Source organism: Nocardia sp. NPDC004711, assembly GCF_053601595.1.
On sequence record NZ_JBSGCB010000027.1, the window covers coordinates 26,438 to 48,151 of the forward strand.

Below are 21,714 nucleotides of genomic sequence, written 5' to 3' on the forward strand. Positions count from 1 at the left end.
CCTATCGGGTGTGTCCTAGCCCTGCGACGCGGGCGCGTCCGGGCCGGGATCCGGCCGGGCCGGGGACACCCGGATCACCCCGGCGTCCAGATCGAGGCTGACCCGGGGCCGGTGGCCCTCGCCGCTGCCGTCCTCGCTGCCCTCGTCCTGCAGCTTCTTGCCGGGGAACAGTTCGCCTATGACGCCCACGAATTCACCCTAGCCCTCACATGCGGTGGTAGCGCGGACCGCGATACCCGTACCGCCCGCGTGCGAAGACGAAGAACAGCACCGGGAACAGGAAGAAGGGGAAGAAGTGGGTGGTCGCCGCGAACGCGATCATGAACAGCAGCAGCACGGCCGCACCGATCGGGGCCACCGGCAGCGGGCGGCGCGGGGCGGGCGGCGGGGCCGGGATCTGCGGCGCGGGCCGTTGCGGCCGGGGTAGGTCGCCGAACAGCACCGCCAGCTCGCCCGCGGTCTTGGCCGCGTATGCCCGGCCCACCCGCTCGTCGTATTCCGCGATGTCGAGCCGGCCGGCGGCGAAATGCTCGCCCAGTGCGGCGGCGGCCTGCTCGCGTTCCGCGGTACCGACGCGGACGGTGGACGGTCCGTAGACCGCGGGATCGAAATCGGTCATGACAATCCACCTCGGGGGAGGGAAGCAATCTCGTTGTCCGCCAGCGTAGGCGCGTTCGCGGCGGCGCGCCTGCACGTGTTTGCGTAATCCCGGCTACGCCTGCTGACGTAGGCCCGCCGCGGGCTGTCCAGCGGCCAGCCCGGCGAATTCGTCGACCTTGGGATGGTCGGTGTCGGTGCGCCACACCAGCCGGACCCGTGCGTCGGGCAGGCCGGTGAGCGGGACGAATGTCACCTCCGGATGAGTGAAGTAGGTGGGCATGGCGGTGGTGGTGGCGAAGACGGCGTTGTTGTGGGCGACCGCGGTGAGCATCTCGGGTTCGGTGCGCGCGGGCGCGACCCGCGGGATGGGCCGCCCGCCCGGGGTGGTGGCCGGAGGCCAGAAGGCGCGCGCGAATTCGGGCGCGACATCCGGATGCGGTCCGATTACCCGCAATTCGGCCAGATCCTCGACGTCGACGCGGTCGCGGGTGGCCCACGGATGGCTGCGGGCGATGGCCAGCAGCCGCGGGAACACGCCCACCTCCGGCCCGACGGTCAGGCCGAGCTGCTCGACCGGGGCGAGGCAGATCTGGATGTCCACCTCGCCGCGCCGCAGCGGGCCGAAGATGTCGGTCCACGCCAGCTGGGTCAGCGTGACCTGGCATTCCGGATGGCGGGCCCGGAATCCGGTCAGTGCGGTGTCCAGGGTGGACGCGTAGGGCCCGAGGAATCCGATGCGCAGACCCCGTGCCGCGGTGCGGGTTTCGGCGAAGGCCCGCTGCAGCTCCTGGAAGGCGGGGCGGGCCCGGGCCAGCAGATGCTCGCCCAGCGGATTGAGGGTGACCCGGCGGCTGGTGCGCTCCACCAGGCGGCGGCCGACGCGGCGCTCCAGGCTGCGGATCAGCTGGCTGACCCGGGGCTGGGACAGTCCGAGGCGGTCGGCGGTCCGGCCGAAGTGCAGTTCTTCGGCGAGGACCACGAACGCTTCCAGTTCGGCCGGGTCGACGCGGGTTTCTCGAGGCGAGTCTTCGATCAGCATTTCTTATCGATCTTCGCGGATTTCGGCGTTGATGGCTATCCGACACGTGACGGATGCTGAGCCGGTGAGTAGATCGCGTCGACTTGCCGCGGTCACCGAGATGGGCGGCATCGTCCTGAGCACCCGACACCGGCGAACACCCGACGCTAAGGAAAACCCCTGTGCCGCATTTGAAGAGCCTGCGCGAGTTCATCGAGGCGCTCGACGCCATCGGTGAGGTCCAGCACATCGACACCGAGGTCGACTGGAATCTGGAGATCGGCGCGATCATTCGCCGCTCCTACGATCTGCGGGCCCCCGCGCCGTTGTTCACCAATATCACCGGATATCAGGACAGTGGTTTCCGGGTGCTCGGCGCACCCGGCGCGCTCTCGGGTCCGCAGCACCGGCTGGCGCGCATCGCGCTGGCGCTGGGCCTGCCCGCCGACGCCACCGGTCAGCAGATCGTGGAGGTGCTCGCCGAGGCGCGCGCCAAGCCGGGCATCCCGCCGGTGGTGGTGGACCGCGCGGCCGCGCCCTGCAAAGAGAACGTCATGCTCGGCGGCGACATCGACCTGTTCGTCTTCCCGACCCCGAAGCTGCACGGCAATGACGGCGGCCGCTACATCCAGACCTACGGGATGAACATCGTCAAGACACCCGACGGCTCGTGGACCAACTGGTCGATCAACCGCATGATGATCCACGACCGGAACACCCTGGCCTGCCTGATCCCGGGACCCCAGCACCTGGGCATCATCCGCTCGAAGTGGACCGAGATCGGCGAGCCCATGCCGATCGCACTGGCCATCGGCGTCGAGCCGGGCCTGCCGTGGGTGGGCGGCATGCCGATTCCCGAGGGCGAGGACGAAACCCATTACCTGGGCGCGCTCTTCGGCGAGGGCCTGGAACTGGTCCCGGCCGAGACCGTCGATCTGCTGGTGCCCGCGACCGCCGAGATCGTGATCGAGGGTCACATCGCGCTCGACGAGACGGTCATGGAGGGCCCGTTCAACGAGTTCCCCGGCTACAACGCCACCGAGGCCGGCCCCAAGGCGGTCTTCCACGTCTCGGCGATCACCCACCGCGACGGCGCGATCCAGCCGACCGTGGCGGCGGGCCCGCCGGTGGAGGAGGACCACACCATCATCGGCACCACCAGTGCCGCCGAGATCCTTCACCTGCTGCGGCAGGCCGGACTGCCGATCTCCTCGGCCTGGTACAACTTCGAGGCCGCGGTGCACTGGCTGACCCTGGCGGTCCGGCAGGACTGGCACGAGAGCACCGGCCTGGGCTCGCACGAGCTGGTGGACCAGATCGCCAAGATCATCTTCACCGGCAAGCCGTCGGTCAACGCGCCCAAGATCCTGGTGGTCGAGGACGATGTCGACATCACGAATATCGACGAGGTGGTGTGGGCCTTCGCCACCCGCTCCCACCCGGATGTCGAGCGCGGTGAATTCCATTATCCGGCAGCGGTTTCCGATCAGCTCGCGGTCTACCTCTCGCCGGAGGAAGCACATTCCTTCATGGCGGGCAAGGTGATCTACAACTGCCTGCTGGCCGATCACTTCCCGCAGGGCCGCCGCCCGATCAAGGGCAGCTTCGAGAACGGCTGGCCCGCGGAGATCCAGCAGCGCGTCCTGGATCGCTGGCAGGAGTACGGCTACCGCTGATCGCGGGAACGACTACGGGCGGCGTCGTGCGACCGGACGAGGGGTGTCGGACGAGGCTCGGCCCGAGGCGGGCCAGATGCCGCCGTGCGCCGACCGCGCGCACGGCGGCATCGGCCTGTGTACAGGCAGCGGGCCGGCGCATACGTGAACGGCCCGGAAATCGACCGAATCGTGAAGGCGGCGTCCGGATCTCCGCTGCCGTAGACCGGCCTGTCCGCGGTAGCCAGGCAGATGCCGAATGAATCGGGTTGTACTGCCGCCAGTTCCGGAATGTGGTCGGCCGGCGTTCCCGACGTGTCGGCCCGGCACAGCTCGTACACTTCGTCGATGATGCGGGCGACCACGCCGCCGGACGGACCCTCTGGGCCACCGTAACCGGCGAAATCTGTGTTGAGCCTCACATCTGCTACGGATGTTGCAGGTGGCGTTTCGTTCCTGGCATCGGGGGCCGGAATGGGCTCCGTAGACTGTTGCAAACACAGGAGACATCCGGAGGGAGCAATAGCCGTGGGAGTGCTTTCCCGGGTCGACACGCCCGAGGACCTGCGTCGGCTGTCGGTACCGGAGCTGCACGAGCTGGCCGAGGAGATTCGTGAGTTCCTGGTGCGGAAGGTCGCCGTCACCGGCGGGCACCTGGGGCCGAACCTCGGCGTCGTGGAGCTGACCATCGCGTTGCACCGGGTTTTCGACTCGCCGGCCGACCCGATCATCTTCGATACCGGGCATCAGGCCTACGTGCACAAGATCCTTACCGGCCGCAAGGACGGGTTCGACACGCTGCGCAAAGAGGGCGGGCTGTCGGGGTACCCGAGCCGGGCCGAGAGCGCCCACGACTGGGTGGAGTCCTCGCACGCGTCGGCCTCGCTGTCCTACGCGGACGGCATCGCCAAGGCGTTCGCGCTGACCCGGCAGAAGCGGCATGTGGTCGCGGTCGTCGGTGACGGCGCGCTCACTGGCGGCATGTGCTGGGAGGCGCTGAACAATATCGCCGCCGGGCCGGACCGCTCGGTCATCGTGGTCGTCAACGACAATGGCCGCTCCTACGCGCCGACCATCGGCGGGCTCGCCGAGCGGCTCGCGGGGCTGCGCACCCAGCCCGCCTACGAGCACGCGCTCGACGCCACCAAGCGGATCGTCCAGAGCATTCCGCGCGTGGGGGATTCGGCGTACTCGATGCTGCACGCCATCAAGACCGGCATCAAGGACGCGGTCGCGCCGCAGGAGCTGTTCAGCGATCTCGGGCTGAAGTATGTGGGCCCGGTCGACGGGCACGATCCGGTACAGCTGGAGGCTGCGCTGCGGCGGGCCAAGGACTTCGGTGGTCCGGTCATCGTGCACGCGGTGACGCAGAAGGGTCGCGGCTACAAGCCGGCCGAGGACCACGAGGCCGATCAGATGCACGCCATCAACCAGATCGACCCGGAGACCGGTGAGCCGCTGGGTGGCCCGTCCGCGCCGAGCTGGACCTCGGTGTTCTCCAAGGAGCTCATCGCCCAGGCCGAGCAGCGTGACGACATCGTGGCGATCACCGCCGCCATGCCGGGGCCGACCGGTCTGACCCCGTTCGGAAATCGCTTCCCGGAGCGCATGTTCGACGTCGGCATCGCCGAACAGCACGCCATGACCTCCGCGGCCGGTATGGCCCTGGGCGGTCTGCACCCCGTGGTGGCCATCTACTCCACCTTCCTCAACCGGGCCTTCGATCAGCTGCTCATGGATGTGGCGCTGCTCAAGCTCCCGGTGACCCTGGTGCTCGATCGCGCCGGCATCACCGGCGACGACGGCGCCTCGCACAACGGCATGTGGGACCTGTCGGTGCTGGGCATCATCCCCGGCATCCGGGTCGCGGCCCCGCGCGACGCCGCCCGCCTGCGTGAGGAATTGGGGGAGGCCCTGCACATCAGCGACGGGCCCACCGCCATCCGCTTCCCCAAGGGTCCTGCGATCGAAGAGATTCCGGCGGTGGAACGCTTCGAGGGCGTGGATGTGCTGCGCCTGCCCGACGTGCAAGACGCTGCCGCGTACTCGGTGCGCGCCGATGTCCTGCTGGTCGCGGTCGGCGCCTTCGCCGACCTCGCGCTCAAGGTCGCGGATCTGCTGGAGGCCGAGGGCGTCTCGGTGACCGTGGTCGACCCGCGCTGGGTCCTCCCGGTCTCCGACACCGTGGTGAAGCTGGCCGAGAACCACCGCCTGGTGGTCACTCTGGAGGACAGTGGCCTGCACGGCGGTATCGGCTCCACCGTTTCCGCCCGGCTCCGCAGTTCGGGCGTCGACGTTCCGACCCGCGACCTCGGCGTCCCCCAGCATTTCCTGGACCACTCCTCCCGCGCCAAGATCCACCAGGATCTCGGCCTCACTCCGGGCGAGGTGGCCCAGCGGGTGCACGTGTGGCTCGGCGCCGCCGATGCCTCCGGCAGCGAGATCGAACAGGCCCTGCTCCCGGCGGCCGAGTAGCACCGCCGAGTGACACTCCGCTCGTGACGGGCCCGCGATCATCCGATCGCGGGCCCTTCTTTCTATACGGAGCTGGGGTTCTCGCGTAGATTCTGAAACAGGTTACAGTTTCGGGACGGGAGTTCGGATGTCGTTTGTGCTTGTCGAGAAGCCGCGGCCGGGGATCGCGTTGGTCACGTTGAACCGGCCGGACCGGATGAACGCCATGGCGTTCGACGTGATGGTGCCGCTGCGGGAGACCCTCGAGGGCGTGGCGGCCGACAACGAGGTGCGCGTGGTGGTGCTCACGGGCGCCGGGCACGGGTTCTGCTCGGGCGCGGATCTGCAGCACGCGGGCAAGGTGCCGGGGGTAGAGGGGTTGACGCGCACCAGTATTGCGCGGCGCTCGATGGAGCTGCTGAACAATGTGATGCTCACGATCAAGCGGATGCACCAGCCGGTGATCAGCGCCATCAACGGCGCGGCCATCGGCGGCGGGTTCTGCCTGGCCATGGGGACCGATATCCGAATCGCCTCGGAGGACGCCTATTTCCGCGCGGCGGGCATCAACAACGGCCTGACCTCGGCCGAACTCGGCATCAGCTACACGCTGCCGCGGGCCATCGGCTCCACCCGCGCCTTCGAGATCATGCTCACCGGCCGCGATGTGGACGCCGCGGAAGCCGAGCGCATCGGCATCGTCTCCCGCGTCGTCCCCGGCGACAAACTCCTCGAGGCCGCCTACGACACCGCCGACCAGATCATCCGCTGGAGCCGGGTCGGCGGCGAGCTCACCAAGCGCCTGCTGTGGAGTGGCCTGGAGGCGGGCAGTTTCGAATCCCACATGCAGAACGAGGGCATGGCCCAGCTCTACGTCCGCCTCACCACCGACAATTTCGACGAGGCCATCCGAGCCCGCCGCGACCGCCGCCCACCCGAATTCCAGGACTGAGCGAACGGCCGCCGCGCGCCCGGCGCGTTCTGAGTGCCGGATCCGAGCGGGTCCGCGCTGCCGGAGCCGAGCGGACCGCCGCTGCCGGATCCGACGCAGGTGCCCTGCAGCGGTGGCTGCTGTGGGACAGGTGATCCCGGTGGCGCGGCGACCACGGACACCGGGATCACTGTCGGCGGGGATGCCATGAACGGGATGACGCCGATGAGCGTGAGGGAAGGTGCCGGTCGAGAAAACCCTTGTGGCCCAACTTTCTTGGGCGATATTCCCGGGGTCAGCTCTTCGGGTAGAGGGCTTCGCTCAGGCGCGGGACGGTCAGAGCACGCTGCCACGGGCGGGCCCCGCCCGCGGCGAGGTAGCCCTCGATGAGGGTCGGGGCTTCACCGTTGGCGACCGATTTGGGCAGCCCGTCCCAGCACATGCGGCGCAGCAGGTCCGGGGTGAGCAGGTTCTCGACCGGGACCGACACCTCGGTGGAGAGGTCGGTCATGGCCGCGCGGGCGCACTGCAGGCGGGCGGCGGCGGCCGGGTCACGGCGCTCCCAGCGGTTGACCGGGGGCGGGCCGTCGAAGTGCTGGGTGAGCGGCGGGAGTTCGCTGTCGGGGAGGGTGCGGGCGCGTTCCACCGCGCCGAGCCATTCGCGCGAGTAGCGGCGCTGGCGGGGGCCGCCGAAGATCGGCAGGGTGCGCAGCTGGGCGATGGACTTGGGCTCGTTGGTGGCGGCGGCCACGATGGCCGAGTCCGGGAGGATACGGGCGGGGGCCACGTCGCGCAGGCGGGCCAGGCGGTCGCGGGTCGTCCATAGTTCGCGGACGATGGCGAGCTGGCGGGTACGGCGCAGGGTGTGGATGCCGGAGGTACGCCGCCAGCGGTCGGCCTTGGGGCCGGCCGGCTCCGCGGTGCGGACGTGCTCGAATTCCTCTGCGGCCCACTCGGATTTGCCCTGCTCGGCCAGGTCGGCGGCGACCGCGTCGCGCAGCTCGATGAGTAGCTCGACATCGAGGGCCGCGTAGTTCAGCCAGTCGTCGGGCAGCGGCCGGGTGGACCAGTCGGCCGCGCCGTGGCCCTTGCGCAGCTCGCGGCCGAGCAGCTTCTCCACCATGGCGGCCAGGCCCACGCGCTCGTAACCCGCGAGGCGGCCGCCGAGTTCGGTGTCGAAGAGCCGGGCCGGGTGCAGCCCGAGTTCGGCCAGCCCGGGCAGATCCTGATCCGCGGAGTGCAGCACCCACTCCAGATCGTTGATCGCCTCGGCCAGCGGCGTGAGCTCCCCGTCCACCGGGATCGGGTCGATCAGGAAGGTGCCCGCACCCTCGCGCCGCAGCTGGATCAGGTACGCGCGATTGGAGTAGCGGAAGCCGGAGGCGCGCTCGGCGTCGACCGCGAGCGGTCCGGTTCCGGCGGCGAGCCGGTTGGCGGCTGCGGCCACCGCGGCGGCGGAGTCCAGTACCGGCGGCACACCGTCCACTGGCGCGAGCAACGGTACCGCGGCAGTGGCTTCGGGTTCATCTGGTACGGACATGGTCTTGAACTCTACGGGTTGGGCATTGGCGGGCCGCGTCACGTCGGTGAAACGACCGGCCGTGACACTGCGTCGGGCCATGGGGAATCGTACGTGGCGGCCGTCGATTTCGTTGCAGTACAGATGTTCTCGCAGGCGAGAGGGGATTTTCGGGCGACCGGCGCGGGAATTCGCGGATCGGCCGTCCCGATCTCGCGCCCAATTATTCGGTGCTCTCGTCCCGGCGCACGTCCAGCCGGGTTACCCCCGCGGGCGGCAGTCCGGCCGCGTAGGCGAGCACCTCGCAGAAGGCTTCCACGTGCGGCCGCATGACGGTGTCGGACACGGTCCAGGAGGCGCGCAGTTCGAGCTGGTGCGCGCGTGGCGGCCCGGCGATGTCGCCGTAGCGCACCGAGCTGGTAGCGGTGACCGTGCCGCCGAGGGCGGTGAAGGAGGTGCGCGAGTCCAGCGCGTCGACCAGCCAGCTCCACGCCACCTCCGGCAGCAGCGGGTCGGCGGCGAGGGCGGAGTCGATGTCGGCCTGGATGTAGGCGACCAGACGGAACACCCCGTGCCAGGCTTCCTGCCCGGCCGGGTCGTGCAGCAGGATCAGCCGGCCGAACGCGTCGCCCTCGGAGTCGACGGGCACCACATTTGTATCGGGTCGCGTGACTTCCGCGCCTAGGGCGTACGAGTACGGGGCGAGGCGCTGCGGCGGGCGGATCGGTGCCAGCTCGATTCGAGGATGCACAGATGCGGTTCCCATGGCCTCGACCGCGGCGCGGAACCGGGCTGGTTCTTCGGGCTCCGGGGTGGGGGCAGCGCCGTCGCGGAAGTCGAGCGGTGTCACGAAAGGCACCGTAGACCCCTCCGGTGCCGAGTAGTGCGAGGCGCGCCGCCGGGCCCCCTTTACGATGGGCGGTGATGAGTACTCACACCCGACGCCTGCTGACCGATGCCCCGTTCCTTGCCGCCGCCACCGGTGGCGTGCCGCATCGGCGTCCGGTGTGGTTCATGAGACAGGCTGGTCGGTCCCTTCCGGAGTATCGCGAGGTGCGTGCCGGAATCGGCATGCTGGAATCGTGTTTCGATCCGGAGCTGGTGTGCGAGATCACCATGCAGCCGATCCGCCGCCACCAGATGGACGCGGCAATCCTCTTCTCCGACATCGTGGTTCCGCTCAAGGCCGCCGGTATCGATCTCGACATCGTGGCCGGCGTCGGCCCGGTGGTCGCGAATCCGGTGCGCACCGTCGCCGATGTGCGTGCGCTGCCGCGCCTGCGCGCCGAGGAGGTGGGCGCGGTCACCGCCGGTGTGAAGCTGCTGCTGGACGCGCTCGGTGACACCCCGCTCATCGGATTCGCCGGTGCCCCGTTCACTTTGGCGTCGTACCTGGTCGAGGGCGGGCCCAGTAAGAACCACGAGCGCACCAAGGCGATGATGCTCGCCGACCCAGAGACCTGGCACCAGCTGCTGGGCGTGCTCACCGACATCACCATCGAATTCCTGCGCGCCCAGATCGATGCGGGCGTGGACGCCGTGCAGCTGTTCGACTCCTGGGCGGGCGCGCTGAGCCTGGCCCAGTACCGGGAATACGTTCTGCCGCACTCGGAACGGGTCTTCACCGAGATCGCGTCCGCGGGTGTGCCGCGCATCCACTTCGGCGTCGGCACCGGAGAACTGCTGGGCGCCATGGGCGAAGCGGGCGCGGACGTGGTCGGCGTCGACTGGCGGATTCCGCTGAACGAGGCCGCGCGCCGGGTCGGCCCCGGAAAAGCGTTGCAGGGCAACCTCGATCCGGCCGTGCTCTTCGCGGGCCCGGCGGCGATCGACGCCGAGGTGCGCCGCATCGCCCGTGAAGCCGACGAGGCAATCACTTTGGGCGCCAAAGGTCACATCTTCAACCTCGGCCACGGCGTCCTCCCGAACACCGACCCCGGTGTCATCACCGAGACCGTCGCCCTGATCCACAGCCTCCCGCTCCCGCTCTGACCAGCACCTCGAAGGCGCTGGCCGTCGGGGCCCGGCCGCGGCTGGTGGCCGCGCTGTGGTCGAGGTCACCGATACCGTCGAATGCCCAGCGGATGCGCCGGCCCGCCCAGGTGAGCTCCGGGAGGGCGGCGTAGGCGCGACGGGCGGCGGGAGTAGGTTGGCTCGGGGCGGCTCGAGGTCGAGGTGCGGGTCGCGGGCCGCGGGCTCGTGTGGTCGCGGCGTTCGGCGAGTGGCGAGGAGTTGTCGATGCGGGTCGCGGTTGTCGGTGGCGGCATCAGTGGGCTGGTGGCCGCGTATCGGCTGCGGAAGGCGCTCGGGGAGTCGGCGGAACTGATCCTCGTGGAGCGGCGGGATCGGGTCGGGGGGATCCTGCGGACCGTGCAGATCGAGGGGGATCCGGTCGATCTGGGGGCCGAGGCGTTTGTGGGCCGGCGGCCCGAGATTCCGGAACTGATGGGGGAGTTGGGGATTGCGGAGCAGCTCGTTCATCCCGCGGGCAAGCGGCCGCTGGTGTGGTCGGAAGGGGTGGGGCATCGGCTGCCCGAGCGGACGCTGATGGGCATCCCCGCCGCGCCGGAATCGGTTGCGGGGCTGGTGGATGCGCAGACCCTGGCCACCGTTGCGGCGGAGCCGTCCCGGCCGCTGCGGTGGGAGCGGGGCGGGGACGTGTCGGTGGGGGAGCTGGTGCGGGATCGCTTCGGGGAGCAGGTGGTCCGGCGCAGCGTGGATCCGCTGCTCGGGGGAGTGTATGCGGGACTTGCGGATTCGATCGGCGTGCGGGCCGCGCTGCCGACGCTGGCCGCCGCCCTGGATCGCGGCGCGGCCAGCCTGACCCGGGCCGTGTCCGAGGCCCTGCCCCCGCCCAGCACCACGCCGGTGTTCGGCGGCATCCGCGACGGCTACCGCGTCCTGCTGGACGCGCTGCGCGCCGCCGCCGATGTGAAGGCCGAAACCGGTACGGCGGTCACCACTCTCGCCCGCACCGCACAGGGCTGGCGGCTCGACCCGGTCGGCGACGTCGACGCTGTGATTCTCGCGACCCCTGCCCCGGTGACCGCGGAGCTCCTGCGCGCGGTGGCCCCGGAGGCCGCCGAGCTGGCCGCTGGAATCGACCTGGCCTCCTCGGCGGTGGTGGCCCTGGCCCTGCCGCCCGAGACCGCCCTGCCCGACAACTCCGGCATCCTCGTCGCTACCGGTGAACCGTTGCGCGCCAAGGCCTTCACCCTCTCCAGCCGCAAGTGGCCGCACCTGGCCGCCCGTGACGTGGCCCTGGTCCGCGTCTCCTTCGGCCGCTTCGGCGACCCGGCTCCGCTGTCCTGGTCCGACGACGACCTCATCACCGCCGCTGTCGAAGATCTCACCACCGTCACCGCCGCCGACATCCGCCCCCTGCGGGCCGTGGTCCAGCGCTGGCCCGGCGGCCTTCCGCAGTACGCCCCCGGCCACACCACCCGCATCGCCGACCTGCGTTCCGCCACGGCCGACCTCCCCGGCCTGGCCCTGGCCGGCGCCTACCTCGACGGCGTCGGCGTCCCCGCCTGCGCCGCGACCGGCACCAAGGCCGCCGCCCGCATCATCGCGCAGCTCTCCTGACCCACTCCCCGGGACCTCGCTCGTCGAGGGCCCTCGCGGTCGCCGTGATCGAGGTCGGCATGTCTTCGATCCAACCAGTGTTGACGCTGCCTACATCCTTCCCCTATGTTAGCGCTGCGCACATTATGTAAGCGCAGTCAACATTTGGAGGTGGATTGCCCGATGACGAGTGATTTGTTCTCGCCGCTGGTACTGCGATCGGGCGCGGTCCTGGCCAACCGGATCGTGAAAGCGGCCATGGAGGAGGGGATGGCCGGCTACGGGCAATTACCCGACGACCATCTCGTGTCGCTCTACCGACGGTGGGGAGCGGGCGGCTCGGGCGCCCTGATCACCGGCAATGTGATGGTGCACGCCGAGGCGCTCACCGGACCCGGCGGCATCGTGCTCGATGACGCCGCGCCGCTGGAACCGTTCGCGGAATGGGCGCGGGCGGGCAAGGCGGCGGGTGCGGCCATGTGGATGCAGATCAGTCACCCGGGCCGCCAGGTCGCGGCCAACCAGCCCGGCGTGGTGTGGGGTCCGTCGGATATCCCGGTCGATCTGGGCCGGCTCAGCAGCCGGTTCGGCCGTCCGGTCGCGATGACGAAGGCTCAGATCGAGGACACCATCGCCCGGTTCGCCACCACCGCGCGCCGCGCCGAACAGGCCGGGTTCGACGGGGTGGAAATCCATGCCGCACATGGCTATCTGCTGTCGCAGTTCCTGTCTCCGCTGGTCAACAACCGCACGGACGAGTGGGGTGGCTCGCTGGAGAACCGGGCGCGGCTTCTGCTCGAGGTGGTGCGCGCGATCTGCGTGGTCGTGTCGCCCCGGTTCGTGGTCGCGGTGAAACTGAACTCCGCCGACTTCCAGCGCGGCGGCTTCGACGCCGACGACGCCCGCCGGGTGATCGCCCTGCTCACGCCCCTCGGCGTCGACCTGGTCGAAGTGTCGGGCGGCAGTTACGAAAGCCCCGCCATGACCGGCCGCCCCGCCGACAGCCGGACGCAGGCTCGCGAAGCCTATTTCCTGGAGCTGGCGACGGAACTGGTTGCCACCAGCCCGATTCCGCTCATGCTCACCGGCGGCATCACCCGCCTCCAGACCGCCCAGGACGTCCTGGCGAGCGGCGTGGCGGTGATCGGCATGGGCACCGCCCTGTCCATCACCCCGGACCTCCCCGCCCGCTGGCGCGACGATCTCGGGGCCGACGCCACCCCGAAGCCCATCACCTGGTCGAACAAGGCCCTCGCGTCCGCCGCGGGTATGGCGGTGGTTCGGCACCACATGCGCCGCATGGCTCGCGGCCGGAACCCCCGTCCCGCAACCGGTCCCGTCCAGGCCCTGCTGTCCGACCAGATCGTGCAGGGGCGCGCCCTCCGCCGCTACCGTTCCTGGCTCCAGTCCCGTCCGGCCCATCCCGCCCCGGCCGACACCGGACGCTGACCCTCCGTCACCGCGGCATCAGCGGGCTACCAGGTCGATCGGATCGGTGTTCGCGCCGCAGACGATGACCGCCACCCGTTCGCCGGGGGCGGGGACGTAGGCGCCCGACAGCAGGGCGGCCAGGGCAGTGGAACCGCCGTGCTCGACGGCGACACGGCGGCAGTCCCACAGGGTTTGGCGGGCGGCGATGATCTGCTTGTCACTGACCAGGACCGAGCGGACATCGCCCGCGTTCGCGGCGGACAGGGCCATGGGCGTGACGCGACGGGCGCCGAGGGAATCGGCTGCGACGGAGTCGATTTCGACGTCCACCGGTTCCCCGGCCTCGACCGCCGCGTGGAAGGCACGGCAGTGTTCGGGTTCCACCGCCACCACCCGCACGCCGTGATGATTGGCCGACACCGTGATTCCGGTCAGCAGCCCGCCGCCGCCGACCGCGACCACCACGGTGTCGAGTTCCGGTACCTGCGAGACGATTTCGTCGAGCAGTGTTCCCGCGCCCGCCGCGATATAGGGGTCGTCGTAGGCGTGTGAGCGCAGCGCCCCGCTGACCGCGGCGAAGCGCTCGCATTCGGCGGCCGCGTCGGCGTAGGCGTCGCCGCCGCACAGCACCTGCGCCCCCAGTGCCCGCAGCCGCGCCACTTTCACCGCGGGTGCGGAGTCGGGCAGGAACACGGTGGCGGTGGAGTCGACCAGCCGGGCGGCCCACGCGCACGCCACCCCGGCGTTCCCGCCGGAGGCGATGGTGATCCCCACCTTGGGCAGCAGCCCCTGTTCCCGCTGTGCCAGTACGAAATTCGCCGCCCCGCGCGCCTTGAAGCTGCCGGTGTGCTGCATGTGCTCGAGCGCGAACCAGACCTCGCCGGCCACCGGGACGGTGTCGGCGTCCGCGCGGGCGAGGACCACCGGGCGGGTGTGGCCGGCGATTCGGTCGGCCGCCGCTGTCACGTCCCCATATGTCGGATGCACTGGCGCTTCTTTCGTTTCCGTCGCTGGATCCTCTTCCCGCCGCGCGGCGCACGGCACGGCTCACGGAACACCCCCGAGCCGATGGACCCCCTTGTTCCACTGTAGTGGGCGGCGCACTCCATCGAGCAGCGTTTCACCGCCTGGTACCGGCTGCGCACCGGCTATCCGGACTGGTCATGCTGCGCGGCCCGCGCCCCTGGCTGGGCCGGAACCTGCGGTCGCGGCTCACCGAACCCCAACTGGCTGATAATCTTTCGCGCCGCCGCCGCATCGCCTCCTGGGCCGCCGGCGCGAGCCGAATCACGCAGTGCGAGCCGAATCACGCGGTCCGCCGTGCCCCATTTCGGGCGGGTTCGGGCGCAGTGGCACGATGGAGGCCATGGCGCGACTCGACTACAAGGCCCTCAACGACACCATCCGCTACCTCATGTTCTCGGTGTTCCAGGTGGAGCCCGGCGTGCTCGGCGAGGATCGCCAGGCGGCGATCAAGGAGGCGCGGGCCTTCTTCGACTCGCTCGAGGAGCGCGGCGTGGTGGTGCGCGGTATCTACGATGTCGCCGGCCTGCGCGCCGACGCCGACTTCATGATCTGGTGGCACGCGGAGCAGATCGAGGATCTGCAGGCCGCCTACGCCGACTTCCGCCGCGTCACCGAGCTGGGCCAGATCTCCAACCCGGTCTGGAGCAATGCGGCCCTGCACCGCCCCGCCGAGTTCAACAAGTCCCACATCCCCGCCTTCCTCGCGGGCGAGGAGCCGGGCAACTACATCTGTGTCTACCCGTTCGTGCGCTCCTACGACTGGTACCTGCTCCCCGACGAGGAGCGCCGCAAGATGCTGGCCGACCACGGCAAGGCCGCCCGCGACTACCCGGACGTGCGCGCCAACACCGTGGCCTCGTTCGCCCTGGGCGACTACGAGTGGATCCTGGCCTTCGAGGCCCCCGAGCTGCACCGCATCGTCGACCTCATGCGCGACCTGCGTGCCACCGAGGCGCGTCGCCATGTGCGCGAGGAGATTCCGTTCTTCACCGGCCCGCGCGTGGAGCTCGAGCAGCTCATCGCCGCACTGCCGTAGCTACCTGCACACTCCCGTAGCGACCCGCACGGAGATCGGGCCCGGCCGCATACCGCGGCCGGGCCCGATGTCGTTAGCGGGAAGGTCGCCGGTGTGTTGCCCGCATAATTCGGGGCATGCGCGAAATCACGCATGCCCCATAGTGTTTCTGCGACTCACTCAGCTGCGCTGTCCGAGGGGTGCAATCGGAGCGAGATCGAGTTGATGCAGTAGCGCTTGTCCGTGGGCGTGGGATATCCCTCGCCCTCGAACACGTGCCCCAGATGACTGTGGCAGTTCGAGCACAGTACTTCGACGCGCCGCATCCCCAGCGAGTTGTCCTCCACCAGCAGCACGGCTTCCGACTTCGCCGGATCGAAGAACGACGGCCACCCGCAGTGCGAGTGGAACTTCTCGGCGCTGCGGAACAATTCGGCCCCGCACGCCCGGCAGGAGTAGACGCCCTCGGTCTCGGTGTCGGTGTATTCGCCCGTGAACGCCCGCTCGGTGCCCGCCTCGCGCAGTACCCGGTATTCGTCCGGGGTCAGCTTGGTCCGCCATTCCTGCGGGGTCAGCTGGATACGCGGGACGGGCAGACCCTCGGTCCCCGTGGAGCTGTCAGCATCGGAACTCATGGCTCCACGCTAATACGAGGCGGTCGCCTTCGTCCGGGGCGCGATGGTGACCTCGGGTTCGTCGGCCACCCATTCGGGGTGCATCCACTTCGGATCCAGGGACGTGCCGACCTCGAGGCGGCCTTCGCGACGGGCGGCGAGATAGCGGTCGCCCAGCACGCAGAACACCACGATCAGCAGCAGCCCCCACCCGAAGGTCGTGCGCAGGTACTCCAGATCGCGGCCGATGCTCTGCCAGCGGTCCGAGAGCCACTTGTCGTAGGACATGAATCCGAAGATCGCCACCCACGCGGGCCAGTTGCGCAGCAGCGAGTTGCGCAACACCACGGTCATCAGCATGGGGAACAGGAACATCGAGTAGTACATCTGGCCCAGCGGACCCAGCAGCATGGCCGCGGTGATCAGGATGCCGGAGGTGTTGCAGATGTAGAACACCTCGTCCTCGCGGTAGTACCGGTATAGCAGCCACAGCGAGATCAACACCAGGACGCCGACGGTGATACGCATGGTCCAGGTCAGCCACTCGGCGACACCGTAGTACCCGGCATTGCCGACGATGGCGCTGTTGAAGTAGTCCCGGGCCTCCGACAGGTACGGCAGCGTGTGGGTCCAGAACTGCTTGTAGTCCACGATCAGCGGCCAGGCCAGCAGGTTCAGTGCCACCGGGATGCCGAGGGCGGTGATGAACACCTTCCACTGCCCGCGGACCAGCGGAATCAGCAGCAGCGGCGCCAGCAATGGCCCCTTCACCGCGATGGTCAGCCCCAAGGCCACACCGGCCCACAGGTCCCGGCGCTTCAGGAGCAGGTGGATGAACACCAGCATGGCCATGAACAGGCAGCCGTTGATATTGGTGAAGGCCAGTGTGTTCGTCACCGTCTCGGAGACGAACATGGCCAGCAGCAGCGCGGGCGCGGCGACGGAGTTCAGCGTGTAGTTGAACAGCTTCAGCAGCAGATACCAGGCCAGCAGCAGGGCCATCGCATTGACCAGGATGAAGGCCCACCGCGACTTCTCCGGATCGATGAAGGCCAGCGGTGAGATGAGCAGCGTGCCGCTGGGCGGATACAGATAGGCCGGATCGGTCGAGCTGAAGTTCGCGTTGTACACGGGCCGGTGGTTGAGGAACGCGAGGGACGCGTTGTACACCGGTGTGAAGTCATTGGTGATGTGGTAGTTGACAGCGTTGATGAACACCCGGTGCAACACGGTGAGGATCGCGAGCGGCCACAGTGCGAAATTCAGTACCTCGGCGGTGGTGCGAGCGGTGCGGGGCTCGAGCTGTCGAAGGAACACTCGGGCACGGTACACCGAATCCCCGCGTCACACATGCGCCGACCCGCTTAATGCGTTGTGCGGGACACACCATGCCCGCCGGTCGGATGAAACCCCGGCCCGCCTCGAATGCTCGGGCCGGTCAAGCACACTCCGCGCTCCGTCGAGTAGTGACCGGCGTCACTTCACAGGTGTGTACTCAGGCCGGGCAGGCGGTGCCGTCGGCGGGCAGCGTGGCGTCCTTCAGGTAGTCGGCGAGGGACTGCTGGGCGCAGCCGGAGTGGGCGAAGGTCGGGTGCCCCCAACCCTGCCAGACGACGGTGGCGGTGCGCGCACCCGCCGCGCCGAGCGCGCCGGTGACGGTGGGCCGGCCGTCCTGGCCGGTGACGGGGTCGGCGCTGCCGCCGAGGACCAGGACCGGCAGGTTCAGCTTGTCGGGCAGGGTCATGGGGGTGGCGGCGGGCCAGGCCGAGCATGCCATCAGGTCGATGGCCGCGACCTTACCGAACACCGGATACTGTGTGCCCCAGGTCGTTTCGAGCTCCTTGGCCTTGTCGGGGGTGGAGGGCTCGTGGTTGTCGCTGCAGCGGTTGACGAATTGACCGTCGGTGGCGATCCCCGCGGCGGCGCGCAGCAGGAACGGCGTGATCGGGACGTGGTCGCCCTTGCCGAGGGCACTGAGGGCGTCGGCGAATTCGGTGATCTGCGCGTTGCCGGTCGCCCGGGAGTCGCCGAGGAAGCCGCTCAGGGTGGTCACCAGCACCGAGGCCGACAGGTCGCCGAGCTGTCCGGCGCCGGCCCGGTTCATCAGGTCGACGACGGCGGCCCGTGGGTCGCTCCCGAGCGAGCAGTTCAGCGACGCGCACCGCTGCCCGAAAGCGGTGAGCGCGGCCTCCTGTCCCTTGACCCGCTGCTCGGCGCGCCCGTTGGCGTCCGTGCCGACTCCCTGCGGCGAGTCCAGCACCAGTCGGCCCAGGTGCTGTCCGTATTTCCGTGCGTAGCTCAACGCGACGTTCGTGCCGGTTCCGGTGCCGAGCAGCGCGAGATGGTCCACCTGCAACTGCTTGCGCAGCTGCTCGAGGTCGTCCGCGGCGTGTGGTGCGTCGAAGGTGGCCTGGGCCGGGGCCAGGAAGTCCAGGCAGGCGACGGTGGCGTCGCGCCCGGCGGTGCTCATGGTGTCCACGGCATCGGTTGCGCCCCGGGTGAATTGGGTCTGATCGGCGATGGCCTTGCGCTGCGGATCGGTCATGCAGGTCACCGGCTGGGAGCTGCCGATGCCGCGCCGGTCCACCGCGATGATCGGCCGCGCGGCCAGCAGCGCGCTGGCGGGCCCGGCCGCGAGCCCGGCCAGGGTGGCCGTCGAGGACCGGTCGGAACCGGAGGTCAGGATGAGCGGCGCGGCGTCCTTGGGCGTCCGGTCGTAGCGGGCCCGCATGGCCGCGTTGCGGAAGTTGCCCGCCACATTTCCGGCCACGTCCACCTGCGAGGTGTATTCGGCGCATTCGAGCACCAGTCCCTGCGGCGGCGCGCCCAGCGACAGCAGGTTCAATGTCGGTGCGGTGCAGTCCTTCCAGGCCAGGTCGGCCTTGGGCACCTCGGGTGCGGGCGGGGTGGCGTCGGCGGGCGCGGTGGAGGTGGCGACTCCGGCCTGGTGCGGCTGTTCCACGGCGACGGCGGGCCGGTTGGACGGCCCGGCCCCACACGCGGTGGTCACCAATATCGACAGTGTCGACGCCAGCAGAGCGGCCCGAGTCCAGCGCATGCGCTACAGCCTGCCAGGTCCGGCACGCGGTTTCAGCCTCGGGTCTGCGCGCGTTCCCATCGGGTCAGGATCGTGCCGTCGGTGTCGAGCAGCAGGTGGCAGGGGCTCATCGGGGTGGGCAGGGCCTTGGGGGACACCGCGATTCGGCCCGCGGTCCCGCCCACCAGCTGCGGGGATACGGTCAGGCACAGCTCGTCCACGGCCCCGGCGGTCAGGAATTGGCCGAACAGTGAGGGCCCGCCCTCGCACAGCACCCGCCGCAGCCCGAGACGCTCCAGTGCGGTGCGGACGGCGGTCACGGTGGCTTCGTTCGGGTCGGATTCGATCACCTCGGCCCCCGCGTCGAGGAGCCGCTTCGTGCGGTCGCCGGGCGCGGCGGTGGTGGTGAGGATGATCGGCCGCGCCCCGGTGTCGGTGAACAGCTTGCTCGCCGGATCCAGCGCCGCGGACCCGGTGACGACCGCGATGCGCGGCGGCGTCCCGTCCGGATCGCCGCCGAGCCCCTCCTCGTGCAGCCGCTTGCGGAGTTCCGGATCGGTGTGTGCCGCACCGTAGTTCTCCGCGCGCACGGTCCCGGCCCCGACCAGCACCACGTCGGCCAGATCCCGCAGCAGCCCGAAGACCCGTTTGTCGGCGGGCGTGCCCAGCGCGCCGGAGCGCCCGTCGACGGTGACCGCGCCGTCGATGCTGGTGACGAAGTTGACTCGAACGTAGGGTGCGGATGGCTCGACCGGATACGCGTACAACTCGACCAGGTCGTCGCGGGTGAGATCTGTGAGCTGAATCGCATTCGGCATACGCTGCATAAGGACCCATCCCACCACGCATCTACGCTGACGCCGTGCAACAACGCCTCGTCGATCGCCACCCGGAGGTTCCGGCAGACCAGCTCGTGGCCCAGATGGTTCCCCCGCCCACCTTCGACGAGGTGAGCTTCGGTTCCTACATCCCGGATCCGAAGGAACCGTCCCAGGCCGCGGCCGTGCTGAAGGCCGAGCTGTTCGCGGATCAGGTGACCAAGCTCCGCAAGGCCGCGGACAAGAAGGGCCTGTTCGGCAAGAAGAAGCCGGTGCACGGCATCGGCCTGTACCTGGACGGCGGCTTCGGTGTGGGCAAGACCCACCTGCTGGCCTCGATCTTCCACAGCGTGCCGGAGCCGAAGTCCTTCGGCACCTTCGGTGAGGTCACCAATCTGGTTGGCGCGCTGGGCTTCAACAATGCCGTCGAGCGGCTCGCGGCCAACAGCGTGCTGTGCATCGACGAGTTCGAACTCGACGATCCGGGCGACACCATGCTGGTCTCGCGCCTGCTCACCGAGCTGACCGACCGCGGCGTCTCCGTGGTCGCCACCTCCAATACCCTGCCGGGCCAGCTGGGTGAGGGCCGCTTCGCTGCCCAGGACTTCCTGCGCGAGATCAAGAAGCTGGGCGCCCTGTTCGAGGCCGTCCGTGTCGACGGCCCCGACTACCGGCACCGCGATCTGCCGCCTGCCCCGGAGCCCACCGCTCCCGAGCTGCTGGCCGAGAAGGCCGCCGCCACACCGGGTTCCACGCTCGACGACTTCGACGCGCTGGTGAAGCACCTGAGCACGCTGCACCCGTCCCGCTACGGCGCCCTGATCCACGACGTCTCGGCCGTGTACATCTCGGATGTGCACCCGGTGACCGATCAGGCGGTCGCGCTGCGCATCGTGGTGCTCGCCGACCGTCTGTACGACGCGGGCATCCCGGTCACCATCTCGGGCGCGAAGCTGGATCAGATCTTCACCCAGGAGATGCTCGACGGCGGCTACCGCAAGAAGTACCTGCGCGCGATCTCGCGTCTGCTGGCGCTGTCGCGGTTCGAAGCCCCGGCTAACGCGTAACGCAGGTCCGGCGCACGCGTGACCGCCGGCCTTGGCTCAGGTGCAACCGCCAGGTAGGACCCGGTTTCTCTCATAGTTTCCTTAGGTAATAAATTCCGAGGGTCAGTGAAAGCCGGGCCGGATTCGGTTTTCGGCCCCGGAAGGAGATCTACCTTGCGTAACCGTGCTGTCCAAGCTGCCGCGGTGGTCACCATCGCACTGTCCGCGAGCCTCGGGTCGGCGGCGACCGCCTTCGCCGCCGACCCGCCCGCCGCCACCGGCAGCGTGCTCGTCAACACCGACCACCGTGCCCTCGGGCTGACCGGCGTGCTCAACGCCCGGGACGCCGGCGGCTACCGGACCGTCGACGGCCACACCGTGCGTACCGGTCTGGTCTTCCGCACCGGCGATCTGAGCAAGGCCACCGGCGCCGACCTGGCCGAGCTGGCGTCGTTGAACGTGGCGTCCATCCACGATCTGCGCACCAGCTACGAGCAGCTGTTCATGGGCGTGGACAAGGTCCCCGCCGGCGCCGCCGAGCATCACGACGACATCATCGGCCAGGCTCCGCCGCAGGTGATGGTCTCGACCCTGTCCGCGGGCACCGACCTGTATCGCGCCTTCATCACCGCGCCGGGCGCGAACGAGGGCTTCGCGAACGTGTTGCGCGACATCGCCTACAACCCGGGCGGCGTGCTGTTCCACTGCACCGCGGGCAAGGACCGCACCGGCTGGACCTCGGCGGTGCTGCTCACCATCCTGGGTGTGGACAAGGACACGGTCTACTACGACTACCTGCTGTCCAACTACTACCGGGGCGCCAAGGACGGCGACATGATGAACGGCGTCACCGCCTCGGCGCTGGATTCGGCCTTCGACCAGGTGAACAAGAGCTACGGCAGCTTCGACAACTACGTGCGCGAGGGCCTGAAGCTCTCCGACGCGGACGTGGCCGCGCTGAAGGCGAAACTGCTGGCCTGACAAGG

The 21,714-nt window shown here is 69.6% G+C and carries 20 protein-coding genes; 9 read left to right on the top strand and 11 right to left on the bottom strand.

Annotation, left to right across the window (positions count from 1 at the left end):
• Positions 1-15: 15 nt before the first annotated feature.
• The 3 genes from ACWEKS_RS26575 to ACWEKS_RS26585 form a co-directional block, all read right to left on the bottom strand.
• Positions 16-189: a hypothetical protein gene (locus tag ACWEKS_RS26575; protein WP_364618937.1), complete on the bottom strand. Its 174-nt coding sequence runs from the start codon at positions 187-189 to the stop codon at positions 16-18.
• A gap of 16 nt (positions 190-205) precedes the next feature.
• A complete protein-coding gene (locus ACWEKS_RS26580) occupies positions 206-619 on the bottom strand; it encodes a DUF1707 SHOCT-like domain-containing protein (RefSeq protein ID WP_452342580.1) in 414 nt (137 codons plus the stop codon).
• Between the two features lie 93 nt (positions 620-712).
• Positions 713-1,639, bottom strand: a complete 927-nt coding sequence (locus tag ACWEKS_RS26585) for a LysR family transcriptional regulator (RefSeq protein ID WP_452342581.1) — start codon at positions 1,637-1,639, stop codon at positions 713-715.
• 161 nt (positions 1,640-1,800) lie between these two features.
• Between ACWEKS_RS26585 and ACWEKS_RS26590 the strand changes: the two genes are divergently transcribed.
• On the top strand, positions 1,801-3,294 hold the full coding sequence (locus ACWEKS_RS26590; protein ID WP_452342582.1) for a UbiD family decarboxylase: 1,494 nt from the start codon (positions 1,801-1,803) through the stop codon (positions 3,292-3,294).
• On the opposite strand, the gene ACWEKS_RS26595 is transcribed toward ACWEKS_RS26590, so the two are convergent.
• On the bottom strand, positions 3,285-3,917 hold the full coding sequence (locus tag ACWEKS_RS26595; protein WP_452342583.1) for a glutaminase: 633 nt from the start codon (positions 3,915-3,917) through the stop codon (positions 3,285-3,287). The genes ACWEKS_RS26590 and ACWEKS_RS26595 overlap by 10 nt on opposite strands.
• On the opposite strand from ACWEKS_RS26595, the gene dxs reads away from it, so the two are divergent.
• Positions 3,802-5,748 (top strand): 1-deoxy-D-xylulose-5-phosphate synthase, encoded by a 1,947-nt coding sequence (dxs, locus tag ACWEKS_RS26600; RefSeq protein WP_452342584.1) that lies wholly within the window; start codon positions 3,802-3,804, stop codon positions 5,746-5,748. The genes ACWEKS_RS26595 and dxs overlap by 116 nt on opposite strands.
• A gap of 127 nt (positions 5,749-5,875) precedes the next feature.
• Positions 5,876-6,679, top strand: a complete 804-nt coding sequence (locus ACWEKS_RS26605) for an enoyl-CoA hydratase (RefSeq protein WP_379385828.1) — start codon at positions 5,876-5,878, stop codon at positions 6,677-6,679.
• A 274-nt stretch (positions 6,680-6,953) separates the two neighbouring features.
• On the opposite strand, the gene ACWEKS_RS26610 is transcribed toward ACWEKS_RS26605, so the two are convergent.
• Together ACWEKS_RS26610 and ACWEKS_RS26615 are read right to left on the bottom strand one after the other, a co-directional pair.
• On the bottom strand, positions 6,954-8,198 hold the full coding sequence (locus ACWEKS_RS26610) for an HRDC domain-containing protein (protein WP_452342585.1): 1,245 nt from the start codon (positions 8,196-8,198) through the stop codon (positions 6,954-6,956).
• Between the two features lie 202 nt (positions 8,199-8,400).
• Entirely contained in the window at positions 8,401-9,027 is a 627-nt protein-coding gene (locus ACWEKS_RS26615) for a DUF3000 domain-containing protein (protein WP_354836847.1), read from the bottom strand.
• Positions 9,028-9,101: 74 nt separating this feature from the next.
• Here ACWEKS_RS26615 and hemE point away from each other — a divergent pair, with 74 nt between their 5' ends.
• From hemE to ACWEKS_RS26630, 3 genes are all read left to right on the top strand, one after another.
• Positions 9,102-10,169, top strand: a complete 1,068-nt coding sequence (hemE, locus tag ACWEKS_RS26620) for a uroporphyrinogen decarboxylase (protein ID WP_452342586.1) — start codon at positions 9,102-9,104, stop codon at positions 10,167-10,169.
• A 246-nt stretch (positions 10,170-10,415) separates the two neighbouring features.
• Complete coding sequence (locus ACWEKS_RS26625) at positions 10,416-11,762, top strand: protoporphyrinogen oxidase (RefSeq protein WP_452342587.1); 1,347 nt, start codon at positions 10,416-10,418, stop codon at positions 11,760-11,762.
• Between the two features lie 162 nt (positions 11,763-11,924).
• On the top strand, positions 11,925-13,190 hold the full coding sequence (locus ACWEKS_RS26630; protein WP_452342588.1) for an NADH:flavin oxidoreductase/NADH oxidase family protein: 1,266 nt from the start codon (positions 11,925-11,927) through the stop codon (positions 13,188-13,190).
• Between the two features lie 18 nt (positions 13,191-13,208).
• Here the strand turns inward: ACWEKS_RS26630 and ACWEKS_RS26635 are convergent, their stop codons facing one another.
• Positions 13,209-14,159 (bottom strand): serine/threonine dehydratase, encoded by a 951-nt coding sequence (locus ACWEKS_RS26635; RefSeq protein WP_452342589.1) that lies wholly within the window; start codon positions 14,157-14,159, stop codon positions 13,209-13,211.
• 379 nt (positions 14,160-14,538) lie between these two features.
• Between ACWEKS_RS26635 and hemQ the strand changes: the two genes are divergently transcribed.
• Positions 14,539-15,234 (top strand): hydrogen peroxide-dependent heme synthase, encoded by a 696-nt coding sequence (gene hemQ, locus ACWEKS_RS26640; RefSeq protein ID WP_452342590.1) that lies wholly within the window; start codon positions 14,539-14,541, stop codon positions 15,232-15,234.
• A 155-nt stretch (positions 15,235-15,389) separates the two neighbouring features.
• Here hemQ and msrB read toward each other — a convergent pair whose 3' ends face one another.
• From msrB to ACWEKS_RS26660, 4 genes are all read right to left on the bottom strand, one after another.
• On the bottom strand, positions 15,390-15,848 hold the full coding sequence (gene msrB, locus ACWEKS_RS26645; RefSeq protein WP_452342591.1) for a peptide-methionine (R)-S-oxide reductase MsrB: 459 nt from the start codon (positions 15,846-15,848) through the stop codon (positions 15,390-15,392).
• Between the two features lie 9 nt (positions 15,849-15,857).
• Entirely contained in the window at positions 15,858-17,144 is a 1,287-nt protein-coding gene (locus ACWEKS_RS26650; protein WP_452342592.1) for a glycosyltransferase family 87 protein, read from the bottom strand.
• A 178-nt stretch (positions 17,145-17,322) separates the two neighbouring features.
• The gene (locus tag ACWEKS_RS26655) at positions 17,323-18,885 is read right to left on the bottom strand and encodes an alpha/beta fold hydrolase (protein WP_452342593.1); all 1,563 of its coding nucleotides are present in this window, start codon (positions 18,883-18,885) and stop codon (positions 17,323-17,325) included.
• A 32-nt stretch (positions 18,886-18,917) separates the two neighbouring features.
• Positions 18,918-19,691 (bottom strand): pyrimidine reductase family protein, encoded by a 774-nt coding sequence (locus tag ACWEKS_RS26660; RefSeq protein WP_452342594.1) that lies wholly within the window; start codon positions 19,689-19,691, stop codon positions 18,918-18,920.
• A gap of 35 nt (positions 19,692-19,726) precedes the next feature.
• On the opposite strand from ACWEKS_RS26660, the gene zapE reads away from it, so the two are divergent.
• Together zapE and ACWEKS_RS26670 are read left to right on the top strand one after the other, a co-directional pair.
• On the top strand, positions 19,727-20,749 hold the full coding sequence (gene zapE / locus ACWEKS_RS26665) for a cell division protein ZapE (protein ID WP_452342595.1): 1,023 nt from the start codon (positions 19,727-19,729) through the stop codon (positions 20,747-20,749).
• Between the two features lie 153 nt (positions 20,750-20,902).
• Entirely contained in the window at positions 20,903-21,709 is an 807-nt protein-coding gene (locus tag ACWEKS_RS26670) for a tyrosine-protein phosphatase (RefSeq protein WP_452342596.1), read from the top strand.
• Positions 21,710-21,714: the final 5 nt, after the last annotated feature.

Bases quoted from the DNA above. Each gene is read 5' to 3' on its own strand.
- ACWEKS_RS26580 (WP_452342580.1), bottom strand. From the start codon at position 619: ATGACCGATTTCGATCCCGCGGTCTACGGACCGTCCACCGTCCGCGTC.
- ACWEKS_RS26585 (WP_452342581.1), bottom strand. From the start codon at position 1,639: ATGCTGATCGAAGACTCGCCTCGAGAAACCCGCGTCGACCCGGCCGAA.
- ACWEKS_RS26605 (WP_379385828.1), top strand. From the start codon at position 5,876: ATGTCGTTTGTGCTTGTCGAGAAGCCGCGGCCGGGGATCGCGTTGGTC.
- ACWEKS_RS26610 (WP_452342585.1), bottom strand. From the start codon at position 8,198: ATGTCCGTACCAGATGAACCCGAAGCCACTGCCGCGGTACCGTTGCTC.
- hemE (WP_452342586.1), top strand. From the start codon at position 9,102: ATGAGTACTCACACCCGACGCCTGCTGACCGATGCCCCGTTCCTTGCC.
- ACWEKS_RS26625 (WP_452342587.1), top strand. From the start codon at position 10,416: ATGCGGGTCGCGGTTGTCGGTGGCGGCATCAGTGGGCTGGTGGCCGCG.
- ACWEKS_RS26630 (WP_452342588.1), top strand. From the start codon at position 11,925: ATGACGAGTGATTTGTTCTCGCCGCTGGTACTGCGATCGGGCGCGGTC.
- hemQ (WP_452342590.1), top strand. From the start codon at position 14,539: ATGGCGCGACTCGACTACAAGGCCCTCAACGACACCATCCGCTACCTC.
- msrB (WP_452342591.1), bottom strand. From the start codon at position 15,848: ATGAGTTCCGATGCTGACAGCTCCACGGGGACCGAGGGTCTGCCCGTC.
- ACWEKS_RS26655 (WP_452342593.1), bottom strand. From the start codon at position 18,885: ATGCGCTGGACTCGGGCCGCTCTGCTGGCGTCGACACTGTCGATATTG.
- ACWEKS_RS26660 (WP_452342594.1), bottom strand. From the start codon at position 19,691: ATGCAGCGTATGCCGAATGCGATTCAGCTCACAGATCTCACCCGCGAC.